This is a genomic window from Nocardioides sp. BE266 (assembly GCF_031457855.1).
Lineage (GTDB): Bacteria > Actinomycetota > Actinomycetes > Propionibacteriales > Nocardioidaceae > Nocardioides.
Map to the genome: position 1 here is coordinate 855841 of NZ_JAURTI010000002.1, position 19107 is coordinate 874947.

A 19107-nucleotide genomic window follows, 5' to 3' on the forward strand; every position below is an offset into this window, starting at 1 on the left:
GCGGCGGGCACGCCCGGGGTCACAGGCCCGGGGGTGCCCGCCGCTGCTCGTCCGGGCAGATGGCCCGGGGACGCAGGGACCTGCGCCTCTGGTGAGCCGCTGCGTGCGGAGCGAACCTGAGAGCACGATCTGTCGACAGGAGGAGCGTGCGCCATGTCAGCTCGGGTGTGGGTCGCCGTTGCGGCCCTGGTCACGGGAGCGATGCCCGTCCTGGCCCCTTCGGCATCGACCGAGGGGTCACCGCCGTCGACGTACGCCGTCTTCGCCCACCCCTCCGCCTCCTACGTCGAGGTCGGGGACACCTTCAGGGTCGCCGGCCACGTCAGGCCGCGTGCGCCCGGCGCCACGGTGTGGCTGCTGCAGCGGCTCGACGGCAGCCGACGGTGGACCCGCACGGACAGCGACCGGCTCGACCGCAGGGGTCATTTCGACCTGACGGACCGGCCGTCCGTGCCGGGGGTGCGCTCGTACCGCGTCCTCATGCCCCCGGCGAACGGGCTCCGGGGCCACCGCAGCTGGTCGATGAAGGTCGCCGTGCTCCGGTGGGAGCGGCTGGCCGACCAGCAGCCCTGGGCGAGCTGCGGCGTGACCCTCGGCTCCACCGTGCAGATCGGCGGAGTGACCTATCCCGCGAGCCTGGTGGTCACGGGTTTCGCGGGCTGCATGCCCTCCGTGACGTACGACCTCGGCTCGCGCTGCCAGACCGTGCGCGCGACCTACGGGTTCGTGGACGGCACGGTGCTGCCGGGCGCCCAGGGCCAGGTCTCGCTGTCCGCCGGATCCGGGACGCTCGAGAGCTACCCGCTCGCGCCCGGCGGGCGGACCTTCGTGGACCAGGCCTTCGAGATCCCCGGTGTGCAACGGCTCACGATCAACCTGACCACGTTCAACAACGACACGACGGCCCCGCTGAGCCACGTGGCGGCGGGCACCCCGGAGGTGCTCTGCCTCCCGTGAGCGCACCCGGCACCCGTGATCAGGCCCCGGCTGGCGTTTGGCCGTAGTGTTGCCTCTCGTGGCAGGCATCGACTTCGACGTAGAGATCAAGCAGCTCCAGGCGACCATGAGGACCGTCGGTCAGGTCCTCAACCTCGACCGGATGCGCGGTGAGATCGCCGACCTCAGCGAGCAGGTCGCGGCCCCCGACCTGTGGGACGACGTCGAGAGCGCCACCCGGATCACCGGGCGCCTGTCCGCGCTCCAGGGCGAGATGGACCGCTTCACCGGCCTCGAGTCCCGCATCGACGACCTCGCCCTGATGGTCGAGATGGCCAAGGAGGAGGGCGACGCCGACACGCTCGCGGACTCCGAGGCCGAGCTCGGCCGGATCAAGAAGTCGGTCGAGTCGCTCGAGATCCGCACCCTGCTCTCCGGTGAGTACGACGAGCGCGAGGCGATCGTGACGATCCGCTCGGGCGCCGGTGGCGTCGACGCCGCCGACTTCGCCGAGATGCTGATGCGGATGTACACGCGCTGGGCCGAGCAGCACAAGTACGGCGTCGAGGTCTACGACGTGTCCTACGCCGAGGAGGCGGGCATCAAGTCCGCCGAGTTCGCCATCCACGCGCCCTACGCCTACGGCACCCTCTCGGTCGAGGCCGGCACCCACCGCCTGGTGCGGATCAGCCCCTTCGACAACCAGGGCCGCCGCCAGACCTCCTTCGCCGCGGTCGAGGTCGTGCCCGTGCTCGAGCAGACCGACGAGGTCGAGGTCGACGAGAACGACATCCGCGTCGACGTCTTCCGCTCCGGCGGCCCCGGCGGCCAGTCGGTCAACACCACCGACTCCGCGGTCCGCCTCACGCACATCCCGACCGGCATCGTCGTGTCCTGCCAGAACGAGAAGTCGCAGCTGCAGAACAAGGCCTCCGCGATGGTCGTCCTCAAGGCCAAGCTGCTCGCCAAGCAGAAGGCCGAGGAGGCCGCGCTCAAGAAGGAGCTCAAGGGCGACGTCGCGGCGAGCTGGGGCGACCAGATGCGCAACTACGTCCTCAACCCCTACCAGATCGTCAAGGACCTGCGGACCGGCCACGAGTCCGGCAACCCGTCCTCGGTCTTCGACGGCGACCTCGACGACTTCATGGAGGCCGGCATCCGCTGGCGCCGGGGTGCGGAGAAGGTCGACGCCTGACGTCAGCGGGCCGTCACTCCCACGGCTTGTGCAGGATCTCGTAGAGAGCGTCGGCCACGTCCTGGCGGGCGCTCGCCGGCATCGGCCGGTCGGCCCGCTCGACCGCGACCATCCCGGCCCGGTCGCCGTTGGCGGCGACCCAGATCGCGTTCTCGGGCTCGGCACCTCCGGTGTCGTACGTCGCCAGGTGGACGCCGTTGGGCAGGGTCTCGAGCGTCACCTCGGTCGACGAGCAGGCGCGCAGCTGGTCGAGCACGAGCTCGACGTTCGCCTCGCCGCCGGTGGGGTCGTCGTAGCCCGCGACGACGTAGGACAGGCCGTGCTGCGAGCCGCCCCCGCCGGTGACCGACGTGGTCACGCCGTTCAACCGGTCGTGGAGGCACAGCAGGTTCGGCGAGGTCGTCGCAGCGCGCTTCGTCGGTGACTCCCAGCCGGCGAGGGCCCCCTCGAGGTCGACGTCGGGCCACTCGGGGAGCATCGATGCGCGGAGCGGGCGCGGCGCCGTCTGCTGGGTGCCGGACTCGGTCCAGCCGTCCCGCACGCCGGCCACGAGTGCCTGCGCCACGCCGCGCACGGAGTCGGCGGGTGCTGCCTGCTCCGGCGTCACGACCTCGACCAGTCCCGTGCGGAGGCCGTCCTTGGCGAGCCAGACGTCGGTGGTCCTCGCGCCGGTGTCGTCGGGGCTGGCGACGCGCCAGTGGAGGACGCTCGTCCCGTCGACCGCCACCTCGTCCGGAGTGCCGAGACCGTCGCACGCGGAGAGCTCACCGACGCTGTAGTCCCAGGACCGCCCGAGGTCCGCGGCGTCGGGGAACCCGGAGATCCGCACCGTGGCGCTGGAGTCGTCTATGAAGAGCACGGTGTCCCCGCGCTCGGTCGACAGGGGAGTGGCGTCGAGGGCATCGCACCCGGGCCGGGTGAAGCTGCCGCTCATCCTGGCCTCCAGGTCCCAGCCGTCGAGCCAGCCCTCGGTGGCGCGCTCGAGGGCTGCTGCGTCGAGGGGCGCGGACCCGCCGCCGGACGCCACCCCGTCCTGGGGGAGCAGCAGCTGCGGCACGGTCAGCCCGCCGCCCACGACGACGAGCGTGGCGAGCGCGACGGCGCCCACCTTCGTACGACGACGGGTGCGGGCGGTGGACATGGCCGCGGCGGCGCCGGGGCCGGGGGAGTGCGCGAGGTCGCGGGTGAGGGCCTCGAAGGCGCGGTCGAGGGCCGGGTCGAGGTGGTCGAGGTCAGGCATGGGTGTGGGCTCCGTTCGGCTCGTCGGCCGGGTCGTCGGCCAGGAGTGCTGCGAGGGCGGTGCGACCGCGGGAGAGCCGGGCCTTGATGGTGCCGACGGGGGAGTGCTCGATGCGGGCGACCTCGTCGACCGGGAGGTCGGCGAGGTGGTGCAGGACGACGGCGCGCCGCTGGGGCTCGGGGATCTGGAGCAGCGCCTGGACGAGCGCGGTGCTCGTCTCGTCAGGTGGGGCGGCGACCGCCTCGCGGCGGTTGCGGGCCAGCCAGGACGCGGCGACCTTGCTGCGCCGCCAGCGGCTGACCGACAACCGGGTCGCCACCTGGCGTACCCAGGCCGCGGGCTGGTCGTAGTGCGACACCTTGCCCCAGTTCGACCACGCCTTGACGTAAGCCTCCTGGGCGAGCTCCTCGGCCACGCCGCGGTCTCCCGTGAGGGCGTACGTCACCGCGAGCGTGCGCGGCCACGTGGCCTCGTAGAACTCGGCGAAGTCCGCCTCGGCGCTCTCGCGCATGCACAATCCCCCGTCGATCCGGCTGTCAGGGCGCCCTTGTCCGGCGCCTCCACCCACCCAACACGCCCTGCCCGCCGCCGGGGTTGCACCGCGGCGCGGGTTTCGGGACTTCGTGCACCCCTCACGTAGCCTCGACGCGTGATTCGCTTCGAGAAGGTCACCAAGACCTACGTCGGCCACCCCCAGCCCGCGCTCGACAACATCTCCGTCGACGTCGAGAAGGGGGAGTTCGTCTTCCTCGTCGGATCCTCGGGCTCCGGGAAGTCGACCTTCCTCCGCCTGGTGCTGCGCGAGTACCGCCCCACCACGGGTCGCGTGTACGTCGCCGGCAAGGAGATCAACCGCCTCGCGAGCTGGAAGGTGCCGCGGCTGCGCCGTGACATCGGCACCGTCTTCCAGGACTTCCGCCTGCTGCCCAACAAGACCGTCACCGAGAACGTCGCCTTCGCGCTCCAGGTGATCGGCAAGTCCCGCAAGGAGATCAAGGACGTCGTCCCCGAGACGCTGGAGCTGGTCGGCCTCAGCGGCAAGGGCGACCGGATGCCCGACGAGCTCTCCGGCGGCGAGCAGCAGCGCGTCGCGGTGGCGCGCGCCTTCGTCAACCGCCCGATGATCCTGATCGCCGACGAGCCGACCGGAAACCTCGACCCGACGACGTCGGTCGGCATCATGAAGCTGCTCGACCGGATCAACCGCACGGGCACGACGGTCGTGATGGCCACCCACGACGCCGGCATCGTCGACCAGATGCGCAAGCGCGTCATCGAGCTCGAGAACGGCCACGTCGTGCGCGACCAGGCGCAGGGCGTCTACGGCCACCAGAACTGACTCAGCTCACCCCCACAGATCGAGAGCCTCCCCTCCATGCAGCTTCGCTACGTCTACTCCGAGCTCGGCCAGGGCCTGCGCCGCAACCTGTCGATGCACCTCGCGGTGGTGCTCACCCTGTTCGTCTCGCTGACGCTGGTCGGCATCGGCGTGCTGTTCAACCAGCAGGCCGCGAAGGCCGCCGACCACTGGGGCAACCAGCTCCAGATCACCGTCTACCTCTGCCGGGTCAACGACAGCAGCGCGGTCTGCCCCAACGCGGTCACCGACGCGCAGAAGACCGAGATCTCGCAGGTCGTGGAGGACAACCCCGAGGTCGACGACTTCCACTTCGAGTCCAGCGAGCAGGCCCTCGACAAGGCCCGTGAGCTCTACGGCGACGAGCTGTTCAGCGGCGACAACCCGGCGATCACCGCCGAGGACATGCCGCAGACGATCTGGATCACGCTGCACGACCCGGAGAAGTACGAAGGCATCACCAGCGCCGTCCAAGGGCTCGACGGCGTCTCCAAGGTCCGCGACATGCGCGAGCAGGTGGCCCCGATCCTGGAGTCGATCAACATGCTCCAGTGGGTGGCCCTCGGCACGGCCGGCTTCCTGGTCTTCGCCGCCCTGCTGCTGGTCGCCAACACGATCCGCCTCGCGGCCTTCGCGCGCCGCAAGGAGATCGGCATCATGCGGCTGGTGGGCGCCTCCACTCTCTACATCGCGCTGCCCTTCCTCCTCGAGGCTCTGGTCACCGCGCTCATCGGTGTCGCGCTCGCCGGAGCAGCGCTGTGGGGCTTCATGTACTTCGGCATCGACGAGCTCTCGAAGAACCGCCTGAAGTTCGTCCCGTGGATCGGCTGGGACGAGTTCTGGCTCGCCGCGGGAGCCGTCGCGATCCTCGGACCGCTGCTCACGTTGCTCCCGACACTCGTGTTGACGCGGAAATACCTCAAAGTCTGATCCGCGGAGGTTAGCGTCTAGGCGTCGACCCGGCCTCGGCCCGGGAAGGCGACCTTCCCCGCTTCCCCAACGCAAAGGCTTCCCCCGGTGCGTACCTTCCCCCGTACCGCTCATCGCCGCATGGCCGCACTCGCTGTGGTCATGGCCCTGGGCGTCTCCACGGTCCCCTCAGCGCAGGCCGACGACCTCAAGGACAAGAAGCACAAGGTCGAGCGCCAGCTCAAGGGCGCCCACAAGGACCTCGACGAGTCCAGCTCCCAGCTGCGCAAGGCCAGCGCGCGCCTCGAGGCCGCGCACGAGCAGCTCACCGTCGCCAAGACCCGGCTCGCCACCGCGCGCGGCAAGGTCGAGGTCGCGCGTGAGAAGGACGCCGAGATGCAGGCCGAGCTCGCGCAGGCCGAGGCCGACCTCGCCGCTGCCGAGGCCGCGCTCGAGCAGGGCGCGGCCGACCGCGAGAAGCAGCGCCAGCGCGTGGCGACCACCGTCGCCGACATGTACTCCGAGGGCGACCCCGAGCTGATCGCCTTCTCCTCCCTCCTCGACGCCGAGTCGACCGAGGAGCTCACCCGCCGCGACGGCGTACGTGACGTCGTCGTGGGCCAGGAGGCCAGGGCGTACGACCAGCTGAAGGCCGCCGAGGTGCTCCTCGAGGTGCAGGAGGAGCAGGTCTCCGACGCCCGCGACGACGTGGCCGCCAAGCGCGAGGCCGCCGCGGAGCACCTCGAGCTGATGCAGACGCTCGAGACCGAGCAGCAGTCCGCCAAGGACGAGGTCGTGTCGCTCGTCATCGAGCGCCGTGACGCCCGGGGCGACGCGCGCAAGGCTCGTGCCCGGGACCTCGCCAAGCTCCGCAAGTACGAAGCCCAGCAGAACAAGATCGAGGAGATGCTCCGCAAGCGGGCCCTCGCCGCGCTGCGCCGCAAGCGCGCCAACGCCCGGGGCGCGGCCAGCGGCCCCTCCGCCGGCCTGCTCGCCCACCCGGTCGACGGCTACGTCACCTCGCCCTTCGGGTACCGAGAGCACCCGATCTACCACTACTGGGGCCTGCACGACGGCGTCGACTTCGGCGGCGGCTGCGGCACCCCGCTCAAGGCCGCGGCACCGGGCCGGGTCGTGGCGTCGTACTGGAGCGACGTCTACGGCCACCGCCTGGTCATCGACCACGGCGTGATGGCCGGTCGCGGCGTCGCCACCATCTACAACCACGCCAGCAGCTACAACGTCGGCGTCGGCGCCCAGGTCGCCGAGGGCCAGGTCATCGGCTACGAGGGCTCGACCGGCTGGTCCACCGGCTGCCACCTGCACTTCACCGTGATGGTCAACGGCCAGGCCGTCGACCCGATGAACTGGTTCTGACCGCCGCCACACCCGGTGGTCGAGGTGCGACGGAGCGAGCCTCGAAACCTCCGTGCACGCGGCTGGAGCCCTCTGGGAGAATGGGTGCATGGCGAAGGAGCAGGGCCAGAAGCTGGTCGCGCAGAACAAGAAGGCGCGCCACGACTACCACATCGAGGACACGTGGGAGGCCGGCCTCGTCCTCATGGGGACCGAGGTGAAGTCGCTGCGGCAGGGGCGCGCGTCGCTCGTCGACGGGTTCGCCGAGATCGACAACGGCGAGGCGTGGCTCCTCGGTGTGCACATCCCGGAGTACAGCCAGGGCACCTGGACCAACCACTCCGCCCGCCGCCGTCGCAAGCTGCTGCTCAACCGCTCGGAGATCGACAAGATCGAGCGCAAGATCACCGACAAGGGCTACACGATCGTGCCGCTGTCGCTGTACTTCAAGGACGGCCGGGCCAAGGTCGAGATCGCGCTGGCCAAGGGCAAGAAGTCCTACGACAAGCGCCACACCCTCGCCGAGCGCACGGCCAACCGCGAGAAGGTCGAGGCCGTCCAGCGGCGCCTCAAGGGGCACCGGGACTGAGCGGGTGACCGACCCGCGCGTGTTCGCCGAGGAGCTCGGGATCCCCGGCCTCCAGGACCTGCACACCCACTTCCTGCCGCCGCGCGTGATGGCCAAGGTCCGCGCCCAGTTCGACTCCGCCGGCCCGCTCATCGGCCGGCCGTGGCCGCTGCGCTACCGCGACGACGACGACGTCCTGGTCGAGACGCTGCGCTCGTTCGGCGTGCGCCGCTTCACCGCGCTGCCCTACGCCCACAGGCCCGACATGGCCGAGTTCCTCAACGACTGGGCCGCCGGCTTCGCGGAGCGGGTGCCCGAGGCGGCGGTGTGCGGCACCTTCTTCCCCGAGCCCGGCGTGACGTCGTACGTCACCGCGCGCAGCGAGACGGTTCAGGTCTGGAAGGTGCACGTGCAGGTGGGTGCGTTCACGGTGACCGACCCGCTGCTCGACGAGGCGTGGGGGGTGATCGCCGAGACGGGCACGCCCGTGGTGCTGCACGCGGGCAGCGGCCCGGTGCCCACGGAGCACACCGGCCCCGCACCGGTGGCCGCGCTGCTGGCCCGCCACCCGCGGCTGCGGCTGGTGATCGCCCACGCCGGCGCGCCTGAGTACGACGACTTCCTGGCGCTCGCCGAGACCCACGAGCGGGTCGCCCTCGACACGACGATGGCCTTCACGCGGTTCTTCGACGAGATGGGCGGGGCCTACCCGCCCGCGCTGCTGCCGCGGCTGCGCGACCTCGGCCTGGCGGGGAATGTGCACCTGGGCAGCGACTTCCCGAACATCCCCTACGCCTATGGCGAGCAGCTCGACGCCCTGGCGCGCCTCGACCTGGGGGAGGAGTGGCTGCGGGCCGTCTGCTGGGACAACACGGCCGCGCTGCTGGACTGATCCGCTGGAATTTCTCGCGAGTCACCCTTGACGCGGGATAAGTAAGTGCGGTGAACTAACTAATGTGAGCCCGAACACACCGGTGGGTCGCCCACTGCGACCGCAAGGCAAGCTCCTCCAGGAGGACGCCCGTCGCCACCACCGCTCCCTGCTGCTCCAGCAGCTCTTCCGCGAGGGTCCGGCCAGCCGCGCCGACCTCGCCCGCGCCAGCGGCCTGACCCGCGTCACGGTGTCGGACCTGGTCGGGGAGATGCTGTCCGAAGGGTTCGTCTCCGAGCTCGGAGCCCCCGCCGAGAGCCGGGTCGGCAAGCCCCCCACACTTGTCGGCCTGGCGGCGGACTCCCACCACATCATCGCCCTCGACCTGTCGGAGACCGACCGGATGTCGGGTGCCGTGGTCAACCTGGCCGGCACCGTCCTGTCCCGCCACGAGGTGCACGTCGACGGCGCCGAGGGGGAGCAGGCGGTCGAGCTGGTCCAGCAGCTCGCGGCCGAGCTGATGGACATGACCGAGCGCCCGGTGCTGGGCATGGGCGTCGGCAGCCCCGGTGTCGTCGACACCGCCGGCACCGTGATCGACGCCCCCAACCTGGCCTGGACCGACACCCCGCTCGCCGCCCGGCTGGCCGAGGTCTTCGACGTCCCGGTCTTCGTCGCCAACGACGCCAACACCGCCGTGCTCGGCGAGCACACGTTCGGCGAGTCCGGCGACGGCGGCCTGATGGTGATCCGGGTCGGCACCGGTGTCGGCGCGGGCCTCGTGCTCGGCGGCTCGCTGCTGCACGGCCACCTCGGTGCCTCGGGCGAGATCGGCCACGTCGTGGTCGACCCCGACGGCGAGCGCTGCGCGTGCTCGCGCACGGGCTGCCTGGAGACCGTCCTGTCGGCGCCCCGGCTGCGACGTCGTACGGCCGAGCCGGGGGTCGACGCGCCCGCCGTGCTGACCGAGGTCGGCACCCAGCTGGGGGAGGTGCTGGCGCCCATCGTCGCCGCGCTCAACCTCCACGAGATCGTGCTCAGCGGCCCCGCTGAGCTTCTCGGCGGTCCGCTGCTCGACGCAGCGGACCGGACCATCCGCGAACGGACGATGCCGGTCAGCTCGGCCGGCCTCACCGTCCGCACCTCCAAGCTCGGTGATGACGTCGTGGTCGTTGGTGCGGCCGTCCTCGTCCTCGCCGGCGAGCTGGGCGTCTCGTGAGCCCCGCGACCCCCAACAGGTACCCGACGAGGTACACCGATGAGAGGAACACTGTGGTGCGCATCAAGAAGTCACTGACCGGGGTGGCGGTCGCAGCTCTCGCGCTGACGACGCTCGCCGCGTGCGGAAGCGATGACGAAGGGTCGTCCAGCGACAGCGGCGGCCCGGAGTCGGCGGACATCCGCGTCTGGCTCAACGGCACGGACACCCCGCAGGAGGCCCGTGACTGGCTGAAGAAGACCTTCGAGGACCAGAACCCCGGCTCCACGCTGACCATCGAGCAGCAGGAGTGGGACGGCCTCGTCGAGAAGCTCACCACCTCCCTCTCGAGCGAGTCCGAGACGCCCGACGTCGTCGAGATCGGCAACACCCAGGCCCCGACCTTCACCTCGGCCGGCGCCTTCGCCGACCTCACCGGTGAGCTCGGCGACCTCGGTGGCGACGACCTGCTGCCGGGCTTCGTCGACGGCGCGACCGTCGACGGCAAGACCTACGCCGTGCCCTACTACGCCGGCTCGAAGTACATCTTCTACCGCAAGGACCTCTTCAAGAAGTCCGGCCTCGAGGTCCCGACCACGCTCGACGAGTTCGTCCAGGCGGCCATCACGCTGAAGAAGGACAACCCGAAGCCCGCGAACTTCTCCGGCTTCTGGTTCCCCGGCCAGGACTGGCGCAACGGCGCCGCCTTCGTGTGGGCGGCCGGTGGCGACCTCGCCACCGAGGACGGCGGCGAGTGGAGCCCGGCGCTCAGCTCCGACGCCTCCATCGCCGGTCTGGAGACCGCGCAGGAGCTGTTCATGCAGGCCTCCGGCGCCCCCAAGGACGGCAACGAGGCCGACCCGTGGACGCCGTACTGCGCCGGTGAGGTCGGCATGATGTCGACCCCCGGCTGGGTCAAGGGCCTGATCGAGGCCGACGACACCGGGTGCCCCGACACCTTCGCCAAGCAGATGGGCGTCTTCGCGCTCCCCGGCGATGACGGCTCGCCCGCGCCGGTGCTGCTCGGCGGCTCCGACATCGCCATCGCCGCGAAGTCGGCCAACCAGGACCTCGCCCAGAAGGCCGTGGCCCTGATGCTCAGCGACGACTACCAGACGATCATGGCCGAGAACGGCCTGACGCCTGCGAAGAACTCGCTCGCCTCGCTGCTCGGTGACGACGAGTACGCCGCCGCCACCATCGAGGCCGCGTCCAACGCCAAGCTCACCCCGGCGGCCCCGGGCTGGGCCAACGTCGAGGGCTCGCGCGTCCTGGAGGACCTCTTCAGCGCCCTCGCCCAGGGCGGTGACGTGACCGAGCTCGCCGGCAAGGCCGACGAGCAGATGAGCGGCCAGCTGAACGGCTGACCCCCGAACGGCACGGCGGGGGCGGCGCGAGCCGCTGCCCCCGCCGTCGCCTGCCCAGGATCGGACGAGAGCCAGCATGATGAGCACCCGAACCGCCGTAGGAGAGGAGGCCGCGATGACCCAGCGTCAGACCGTCCTCCGCCCCGTACGCCGCCAGCGTCCGGACCGCCCGGCCCGGCCCGTTCGCCGCGGCACCCCGTTGCCGTACCTCCTGGTCGCCCCGGCCGTGCTGGCCCTGGGCCTGGCGCTCGGCTACCCGCTGGTGCGCCAGGTGATCCTGTCCTTCCAGGAGTTCGGGCTGGCGCAGCAGTTCGGCCGGCCGCCGGAGTGGGTCGGGCTCGACAACTACCGCGAGCTCTTCACCGACGCCTACCTGTGGCGCGTGACGCTGCGCACCGTCGTCTTCTGCCTGGTCAACGCCGCCGTCACGATGCTGTTCGGCGTCGGCCTCGCGCTGGTGATGCGGGCGATGTCGAAGCCGGTGCGGCTGCTCGCGCAGACGGGGCTGCTGCTCGCGTGGGCGATGCCGGTGGTCGCCTCGCTGACCGTGTGGCAGTGGCTCTTCGACACCCAGTACGGCGTCGTCAACTACCTCCTCACCAGCCTCGGCGGCGACTTCCAGGGCCACGGCTGGCTGCTCCGGCCGCTGTCGTTCTACTTCGTCGCGACGGTCATCGTGGTGTGGATGAGCGTCCCGTTCGTCGCCTTCACGGTGTACGCCGCCCTGACGCAGGTCTCCGAGGAGCTCGTCGAGGCTGCCGAGATCGACGGCGCCGGGCCGTGGCACCGGCTGCGCCACGTGGTGCTGCCGAGCATCCGCCCCGTGCTGATGGTGGTCGGGCTGCTCCAGGTGATCTGGGACCTGCGCGTCTTCGCGCAGATCTACATCCTCCAGAAGGCCGGCGGCAGTGCCACCGACACGAACCTGCTCGGCACCTACATCTACCGGCTCGGCATCGGCGGTGGTGACTTCGGCACGTCCGCGGCCGTCGCGATCTTCATGCTCGGCCTCACCGTCCTGCTGACCGCCCCCTACGTCCGGTCGATGATCCGCCAGGAGAGGACCGAAGACTGATGGCCCGCCCCACGCCCCGCCCCGTCCGCGCGCTCGCCGACGTGCTCGGCCTGCTGACCTTCGTCGTGGCGGCCTTCCCGGTCTACTGGATGGTCAACAGCTCGTTCCTCGACCGCAACGAGATCCGCAACCCGGTGCCGACCTGGGTGCCGTTCGGCGGCGACCTCGACAACTTCCGCACCGTCTTCGAGACCGACCAGTTCGTCAACGCGCTGAAGGTCAGCCTGATGGTCACCGGGCTGACGATCGTGGTCGCGCTGGCCTTCGCGTTCGTGGCCGCGGTCGCGGTCTCGCGCTTCCGGTTCAGGGGCCGGATGTCGTTCGTCGTCACGCTGCTGGTGATCCAGATGATCCCCGTCGAGGGCCTCTTCATCTCCCAGTACAAGATGCTCGAGAGCATGGAGCTGCTCAACACCGTCATCGGCCTGACGATCGTCTACGTCGCCGGCGTGCTCCCCTTCACGATCTGGACCCTCCGCGGCTTCGTCGCGGGCGTCCCCTACGAGCTCGAGGAGGCCGCGATGATGGACGGCTGCACCCGCATGCAGGCCTTCCTCCGCGTCACCTTCCCGCTGCTCGCACCGGGCCTGGTCGCCACGGGCGTCTTCGGCTTCATCCAGGCCTGGAACGAGTTCACCCTCGCGTTGGTCGTGATGACCCGCGAGGACCAGCGCACCCTGCCGCTCTGGCTCTCGACCTTCACCGACGTCAACAGCGGCACCGACTGGGGCGGGATCATGGCGGGCTCCACGCTCATCGCCGTGCCCGTGATCATCTTCTTCCTCGTCGTCCAGGGCCGGATGGTCAGCGGCCTCACCGCAGGCGCGGTCAAGGGATGAGCCCCGACGTCCGCACCCTTGCCCTGCAGGTGCTGCTGCCCGGCTTCAGCGGTACGACGCTGCCCGAGGACTACCGCGCCCTGCTCGAGGAGGGCCTCGGCGGGATCTGCTACTTCGGCAGCAACACCGCCGGTGGCGCCGAGACCACGGCCGCCCTGAGCGCCGCGATCCGCGCGGCCAACCCGCGCGCGGTGATCGCCGTCGACGAGGAGGGCGGCGACGTGAGCCGGCTCCACACGCGCGAGCCGAGCACCGTGCTGGGCGCCGCGGCCCTCGGCGCGATCGACGACCCGGACCTCACCGAGGCGGTCGGGCGCTGGGTCGGCACGGAGCTCGCCGCGGTCGGCGTCACGCTCGACCTCGCGCCCGACGCCGACGTCAACAGCGACCCCGACAACCCCGTCATCGGCACCCGCAGCTTCGGCACCGAACCCGAGGCCGTCGCCGCGCACGTGGCAGCGTGGACCAGGGGCCTGCAGTCGACCGGCGTCGCGGCCTGCGCCAAGCACTTCCCCGGCCACGGCGACACCGCCACCGACAGCCACCTCGACCTCCCGCGGATCGACGTCGACGCCGACACCCTCGCGGCCCGCGAGCTCGTGCCGTTCGACGCCGCCGTCGAGGCCGGGACCGCCGCGGTGATGACCTCGCACATCGTGGTGCCGGCGCTCGACCCCGACCGCCCGGCGACCCTGAGCCCGGTCGTGCTGGCCATGCTCCGCGAGGTGCTCGACTTCGACGGGGTCATCGTCAGCGACGCGCTCGACATGGCCGGTGCCTCGGCGTCACGGGGCATCCCGGAGGCGTCGGTGCTGGCGCTCGTCGCCGGCTGCGACCTGCTCTGCATCGGTCCGGACAAGCCGGCATCGCTGGTCGAGGAGATCTGCGACGCGGTAGTCGCAGCGGTGGCTGAAGGCCGGCTCGACCACGCGCGGCTCGCTGACGCGGCCGAACGGGTGGCGGCGATGGCGGTGCCCGTCGCGGGCGGGGGAGGGGAGCCCGACCGCCTGCGCCAGACCGCGGCCGCGGTCGACGCGCTGCTGGTGGAGGGCTCGCTGCCCGACCTGGCCGGCGCGACGGTCGTCAGCGTCGAGACCACCGCCAACATCGCCGTCGGCGAGGTCGCCTGGGGCCTCGGGCCCGACGTCCGGGTCGATCCGTCGGGCGACGGCATCCCCGACGTCGTACCCCTCGTGGTGCAGGTGCGCGATGCCCACCGGCGCCCCGACGTGCTCGCGCTGCTGGACGGGTTGGAGCGCGCCGGCCGGACGGTCGTGGTCGTCGAGTGGGGCTGGCCGGGGCCGTACGACGGTGGGCTTGCCAGAATCTGTACGCGTGGCTCGTCCGGTCCGGGCGTCGCCGCAGTGGTCGAGGTGTTGCGAGAGGCAGGGTGGACGCGGTGAGTGCCGCACTGGCAGGGACGCGAGCGGTCGGGCTCGACATCGGCGGGACCAAGACCCACGGGGTGGTTCTCGAGTCGGACGGCACGATCCTCGCCGAGGTGCGCGAGTCGACCGTGCCCGGCGCCGACGGCGTCACGGCCACCGCTGCCCGCGTCTTCGACGCGCTGCGCAGCCAGACCGGCCTCCCGCTCGACGGCCGCGTCGGCGTCGGCGTCCCGGGGCTGGTCGACGGCGAGCGCGGCATCCTGCGCCACGCGGTCAACCTCGACGTCAACGGCGACGACCTGCCGTTGCGCGACCTGCTGGCCGACCGGCTCGGCGTGCCGGTCGTGATCGAGAACGACGTCAACGCCGCCGCGCTGGCCGCCCGCGCACTGGCCGCGGCCGACGACGTCGTCTACCTCAGCGTCGGCACCGGCCTCGCGGCCGGGCTCGTGATGCGGGGCAGCCTGCGGCGCGGCGAGCACAGCGCCGCGGGGGAGATCGGGCACATCCCCGTCGATCCGGAGGGCGCGCGGTGCGGCTGCGGCCAGCGCGGCTGCCTCGAGACCATCGCCTCCGGAGCCGCGCTGTCGCAGGCCTGGCCGACAACGGAGCAGTGGCCGGCGGCGGCGCTCTTCGTGGCGGCAGAGTCCGGCGACGCGGCCGCGGTGGCCGTGCGCGACCGCTTCTGCTGGGGCGTGGCGAGCGCCATCCGGATGCTCGGCCTCACCATCGACCCGGAGCGGATCGTGCTCGGCGGCGGCGTGACCGAGGTCGGCGAGCCGCTGCGGCTCGCGGTCGTCGAGCAGCTCAAGCGGCTGGGGGAGGGCTCACCGTTCCTCGCCTCGCTCGGCCTGGCCGACCGGCTGAGCATGGTGCCACCCGGCTATCCCGTGGCGGCGGTGGGCGCGGCGATCCTCGGTCGTTGAGCTCGGCCCGCTCGCTACCGTGTGGGCGTGGAAGCCGGTACCTGGATCGACGTCCTGCTCGTCCTCGCCTTCGTGCTCATGGGCGGTGTCTTCGCCGCGACCGAGCTCGCGCTGGTGTCACTGCGCTCGGCCCAGGTCGACAAGCTCGAGGCCGATGGTGGTCGCGGCCACGCCGTCGCGTCCCTGGCCCGCGACCCCAACCGGTTCCTCTCCGCGGTCCAGATCGGCGTCACCGTCGCCGGCTTCTTCTCCGCCGCGTTCGGCGCCTCGACGCTCGCACCGTCCTTCGCGCCCGCCTTCGAGAGCCTCGGCGTGCCTGGCCCGGAGACCGTCTCGCTCGTGGTCGTCACGCTCGTCGTGTCGTACCTCTCCCTCGTGCTCGGCGAGCTGGTGCCCAAGCGCCTCGCGCTGCAGCGGTCCGTGCAGGTCTCGCGCCTCTTCGCGCCGCCGCTGGGCCGGTTCGCGCAGGTGATGACGCCGGTGATCTGGCTGCTCTCGATCTCGACCAACGCGCTGGTCCGGCTGCTCGGCGGCAACCCCGACGCGGCGGGCGACGAGGTCGACGAGGAGGAGCTGCGGATGATGATCTCGGGCCACGAGGACATCCCCGAGGACGAGCGCAAGATCGTCGACGACGTCTTCGAGGCCGGCGACCGGTCGCTGAGCGAGGTGATGAAGCCGCGCGGCGACGTGGTCTTCCTGCGCGGCGACCTCCCGCTCGCCAGCGCCGTCGCGGTGATCGCGGCCCAGCCCTACACGCGCTACCCGGTCACCGGGCAGTCCTTCGACGAGGTGCTCGGCTACCTCCACCTGCGCGACGTCCTCGGCCACGTCGACGAGCGCAACCTCACCGTCGCCGACATCGTGCGCGAGCTGCCGGTGCTGCCGCGCACCAACCGCGTGCTGCCCTCGATCGACCAGCTCCGCCGCCTCGGCGCGCACATCGCCCTCGTCGTCGACGAGTACGGCGGCACCGACGGCATCGTCACCCTCGAGGACCTGATGGAGGAGCTCGTCGGCGAGATCGAGGACGAGTACGACCGCGACGCGGAGGTCGCCTCGTCCGCCGATCCCGAGACGGTCGACGCCGGCATCACCATCGAGGAGTTCGGCGAGCGGACCGGTGTCGAGCTCGCGGACGGGCCCTACGAGACCGTGGCGGGCTACGTCCTGCAGGGGCTCGCCCGGATTGCCCAGGTCGGCGACCGGGTCCCGGTCGGCGACCACCTGCTCGAGGTCGCGGAGGTCGACGGGCACCGCATCACGCGCGTCCGGGTCCACCGCGTGCCCACCGATCCGTCCTCCGTCGACTCGTCCTCCGTCGAGGCGTGAGGGCGGTGCGCCCACTGCTGGTGGCGCTCGTCGGCGCGCTCCTCCTCGCGGGGTGCGGCGGAGGCGACGACGCCGACGAGGTCGACGTACACCCTGCGGAGCTCACGCCCGACGGCATCGCCGGGGTGGTCGCCGACCACGTGGACAGGACGCCGGACAAGGTCGAGGCCTGGGACGTGATGACCCGCGAGCTCGAGGTCGACGCCCCGGGTGCGGCGCTGACCTTCGGACGCGAGGACTTCCTGGGCGTCGCGGTCGCGCCGACCACCGACAGTCCCTTGGTCTGCGCCGACCGGTCGTTCTTCGACGAGTGCGTCGACCTCGAGCACGACGGCGAGCAGCTCGTCCTCGCCTGGCAGGAGCTCGAGCAGGAGGAGGACCCCGGGGTCGTGTACGTCATCGACCGCCGCGACGGTGAGGACGTCATCGCCCACTACTCCGGCACCTCCATCGAGGGCGATCCCCGCGACCTGGACCTCGGGATCACCGTCGACGAGATGGCCGGGATCGTCACCGACCAGCGCCTGACCCTCGGGTGATCACTGGGCTGATCCATTCGGCTCAGGGGAATGCGCGCGACGCCTGTCGGCGTTGACACGTATGATCGACACACAACTCAAGAGGGGCTGATCGGTTTCGACTTGGGACGTTAGTTCCAGGGGAAGCGGGTCGAGAAGCCAGCGTCATCTCGTAAACGATCGCTGGAAATCCATAGTTGCCAACTCCAAGCGCAACGACTTCGCTCTCGCTGCCTGAGCAGTGATCGAAGGGTCTGACCGGGCATCCGTCTCCGTCCCGGACCCAGGCCTCATCTAGGAGACTTGCTGGTCGCTCTCTGTCAGGAGGGGTGACCGGGACTCAATCCTGACTGAGCCTGTCGGCGACGTGTCTGTGCGAGCGCCGGGGCCGAGAAAACGACAGCACAGACTGCACCCGGAGAAGACCTGGTTCGGCGCTCGAGGACCGGGGTTCGATTCCCCGCAGCTCCACTCGACTCGAGGCGAGGTGTGCCCGCAAACCGCGCGGGCCACCTCGCCTCGTTGTTTGTGCGCGGCTCCGCCGCGCGAGGCGGGGGCTTCGCCACCCGCACCCCCTTGCTCCGAAGGTCTAACTCTGGTGGTTGAGGTGCGAGTGGAGCGAGCCTCGAAACCGCATCGACGTGGCGCACGTTCGCTTGGGGAACGATCCGCACCCCGCACGGGCCGACAGACATGCGCCTGGTTCCCCAGCCGCTGCTGGAGCGCTCCGCCCGCGTCTCGTGGGTCGGCACTGGCCCTTGAGTCCCTCAGAGACTCAAGGCCGAGTTCTCGCGCGTGTCGCGAGGGTGGCGCCCCCGCCGGACGCCGGGTCAGCGAGGGCCGGTGGCCGTCCAGGGGGTGCTCGCGGCCATGTCGAGGGCGCGGCTGAGGACGAACGGGTCGGCCTGGTTGAAGAGCCAGGGCCGGCCGAACCAGACGAATCCGTCGACCGAGCGGGCGGCGATCGCGCGCTGCTCCTCCGGGAGGCCCCACTGCGGGTCAGCCGGGCGCGGCGTCGGCGGGATGCCGAGCGTGACGCACCGCTTCATCGTGGAGCTGGTGCAGGTGCGGGCGTTGTTGCGCAGGCCGCCCTTCTTCGAGGGGACCATGTCGGGCCACGCCGTGGGCCGACCGGACTTCGCGGTGTCGACGATGAAGTGCTTCTCCCCGTAGCCGGCGGCGGCCAGCTCGGCGAGGATCTCCGCGCCCTTGTCGATGTTCTCCACCGGACCCATGTAGTGGGTGGAGTCCAGCGCGAAGCCGCGGGCGTACTCGATGCCGCTCAGCTCGAGGATCTTCGCGCAGCGGAAGGCCTCCTGCTTGGTGCCGCTCTCGCACCAGTCGGCGGCGCCGGCGTCGATGTAGACGCTGGTGTTCGGCAGGGCGCTGAGCGTCTGGGTGGCCCAGGTCAGGAGCTCGGACTTGACGTCGCGGTCGGGCGCGCAGAGCAGGAACGGGCCATCGGGCTGCATCACGACCAGCATGTGTGCGTCGCCGATGCCGGCGGCGAGCTCCTGGACCCAGGTGCGATAGCTCGCGGCCTCGGCGGGCCGGGTCGGGCGCTTGCAGGCCTCGCCCTCCCACGGTTTCATCCGGAAGACCGCCACCTGCGAGAGGGCCTCCGGGTCGCCGGCCTGCGAGGCCGCGACGTAGTCGGTCACCGTCCTGCGGATGCGGGAATCGGCGACGAAGGATCCGTACCACTTGGTCCGCGGGCGCTCGGCAATGGTGGCGAGGGCCATCTTCTTCTCGCCCCGGGCCCGCACGTAGGGCCGGTACACCTGGTCCTGCGGGCCCAGGTAGACGCCCCAGCGACGGTTCGCCAGAGGGTTCGTCGGGTTCTCGTCGTGCGGGGCAACGGGCGCCGTCCACACGGGGATCGCCTCGGCCCGCTCGAGTCGGGGGCGCTCCGCGGGCACTGCCGACGCCGTACCGAGCGAGGGCGCGGCAGCAGCCGCCGCGATCAGGACGACCGGGACGAGGGCGCGGGTGAGGGTCAGGAATGGCATGGCGTCGTCCATGGTGGGCGAGC

18 protein-coding genes and 1 other RNA gene are annotated in these 19107 nt (G+C 71.3%); 16 read left to right on the plus strand and 3 right to left on the minus strand.

The window, feature by feature from the left end; all coding sequences use genetic code 11:
- Nucleotides 1-153: 153 nt before the first annotated feature.
- On the plus strand, nt 154-957 hold the full coding sequence (locus J2X46_RS08460) for a hypothetical protein (RefSeq protein WP_310249116.1): 804 nt from the start codon (nt 154-156) through the stop codon (nt 955-957).
- Nucleotides 958-1015: 58 nt separating this feature from the next.
- Nucleotides 1016-2131, plus strand: coding sequence for a peptide chain release factor 2 (prfB, locus tag J2X46_RS08465; protein WP_310249118.1), 1116 nt, complete (start codon nt 1016-1018; stop codon nt 2129-2131).
- Nucleotides 2132-2144: 13 nt separating this feature from the next.
- Here prfB and J2X46_RS08470 read toward each other — a convergent pair whose 3' ends face one another.
- Complete coding sequence (locus J2X46_RS08470) at nt 2145-3371, minus strand: hypothetical protein (RefSeq protein WP_310249120.1); 1227 nt, start codon at nt 3369-3371, stop codon at nt 2145-2147.
- The gene (locus J2X46_RS08475) at nt 3364-3882 is read right to left on the minus strand and encodes a SigE family RNA polymerase sigma factor (RefSeq protein WP_310249122.1); all 519 of its coding nucleotides are present in this window, start codon (nt 3880-3882) and stop codon (nt 3364-3366) included. Before J2X46_RS08475 ends, J2X46_RS08470 begins: the two co-directional genes overlap by 8 nt.
- A 138-nt stretch (nt 3883-4020) precedes the next feature.
- Here J2X46_RS08475 and ftsE point away from each other — a divergent pair, with 138 nt between their 5' ends.
- From ftsE to ssrA, 14 genes are all read left to right on the plus strand, one after another.
- A complete protein-coding gene (gene ftsE / locus J2X46_RS08480; RefSeq protein WP_310249124.1) occupies nt 4021-4710 on the plus strand; it encodes a cell division ATP-binding protein FtsE in 690 nt (229 codons plus the stop codon).
- Between the two features lie 36 nt (nt 4711-4746).
- Nucleotides 4747-5658: a permease-like cell division protein FtsX gene (ftsX, locus tag J2X46_RS08485; RefSeq protein ID WP_310249126.1), complete on the plus strand. Its 912-nt coding sequence runs from the start codon at nt 4747-4749 to the stop codon at nt 5656-5658.
- Between the two features lie 120 nt (nt 5659-5778).
- Nucleotides 5779-7014 (plus strand): peptidoglycan DD-metalloendopeptidase family protein, encoded by a 1236-nt coding sequence (locus J2X46_RS08490; protein WP_310249128.1) that lies wholly within the window; start codon nt 5779-5781, stop codon nt 7012-7014.
- Nucleotides 7015-7102: 88 nt separating this feature from the next.
- Nucleotides 7103-7582 (plus strand): SsrA-binding protein SmpB, encoded by a 480-nt coding sequence (gene smpB / locus J2X46_RS08495; protein WP_310249130.1) that lies wholly within the window; start codon nt 7103-7105, stop codon nt 7580-7582.
- A 4-nt stretch (nt 7583-7586) separates the two neighbouring features.
- The gene (locus J2X46_RS08500) at nt 7587-8453 is read left to right on the plus strand and encodes an amidohydrolase family protein (protein ID WP_310249132.1); all 867 of its coding nucleotides are present in this window, start codon (nt 7587-7589) and stop codon (nt 8451-8453) included.
- Between the two features lie 64 nt (nt 8454-8517).
- Nucleotides 8518-9651: an ROK family transcriptional regulator gene (locus tag J2X46_RS08505; RefSeq protein ID WP_310249133.1), complete on the plus strand. Its 1134-nt coding sequence runs from the start codon at nt 8518-8520 to the stop codon at nt 9649-9651.
- Between the two features lie 56 nt (nt 9652-9707).
- Entirely contained in the window at nt 9708-10997 is a 1290-nt protein-coding gene (locus tag J2X46_RS08510; RefSeq protein ID WP_310249135.1) for an extracellular solute-binding protein, read from the plus strand.
- Between the two features lie 115 nt (nt 10998-11112).
- Nucleotides 11113-12072: a sugar ABC transporter permease gene (locus tag J2X46_RS08515; RefSeq protein ID WP_310249137.1), complete on the plus strand. Its 960-nt coding sequence runs from the start codon at nt 11113-11115 to the stop codon at nt 12070-12072.
- Complete coding sequence (locus J2X46_RS08520) at nt 12072-12911, plus strand: carbohydrate ABC transporter permease (RefSeq protein WP_310249139.1); 840 nt, start codon at nt 12072-12074, stop codon at nt 12909-12911. The genes J2X46_RS08515 and J2X46_RS08520 overlap by 1 nt, the downstream gene beginning before the upstream one ends.
- A complete protein-coding gene (locus J2X46_RS08525) occupies nt 12908-14314 on the plus strand; it encodes a glycoside hydrolase family 3 N-terminal domain-containing protein (protein WP_310249140.1) in 1407 nt (468 codons plus the stop codon). Before J2X46_RS08520 ends, J2X46_RS08525 begins: the two co-directional genes overlap by 4 nt.
- Nucleotides 14311-15225, plus strand: a complete 915-nt coding sequence (locus tag J2X46_RS08530; RefSeq protein WP_310249142.1) for an ROK family protein — start codon at nt 14311-14313, stop codon at nt 15223-15225. Before J2X46_RS08525 ends, J2X46_RS08530 begins: the two co-directional genes overlap by 4 nt.
- A 27-nt stretch (nt 15226-15252) precedes the next feature.
- Nucleotides 15253-16557 carry a hemolysin family protein gene (locus tag J2X46_RS08535; RefSeq protein ID WP_310249144.1) on the plus strand — a complete coding sequence of 435 codons (1305 nt, stop codon included), beginning with the start codon at nt 15253-15255 and terminating at the stop codon, nt 16555-16557.
- Nucleotides 16558-16562: 5 nt separating this feature from the next.
- Complete coding sequence (locus J2X46_RS08540; protein WP_310249146.1) at nt 16563-17096, plus strand: hypothetical protein; 534 nt, start codon at nt 16563-16565, stop codon at nt 17094-17096.
- Nucleotides 17097-17179: 83 nt separating this feature from the next.
- Nucleotides 17180-17549: a transfer-messenger RNA gene (gene ssrA, locus J2X46_RS08545) on the plus strand.
- Nucleotides 17550-17905: 356 nt separating this feature from the next.
- Here ssrA and J2X46_RS08550 read toward each other — a convergent pair.
- Nucleotides 17906-19084 carry a glycoside hydrolase family 6 protein gene (locus J2X46_RS08550; protein ID WP_310249148.1) on the minus strand — a complete coding sequence of 393 codons (1179 nt, stop codon included), beginning with the start codon at nt 19082-19084 and terminating at the stop codon, nt 17906-17908.
- Between the last annotated feature and the right edge of the window lie 23 nt (nt 19085-19107).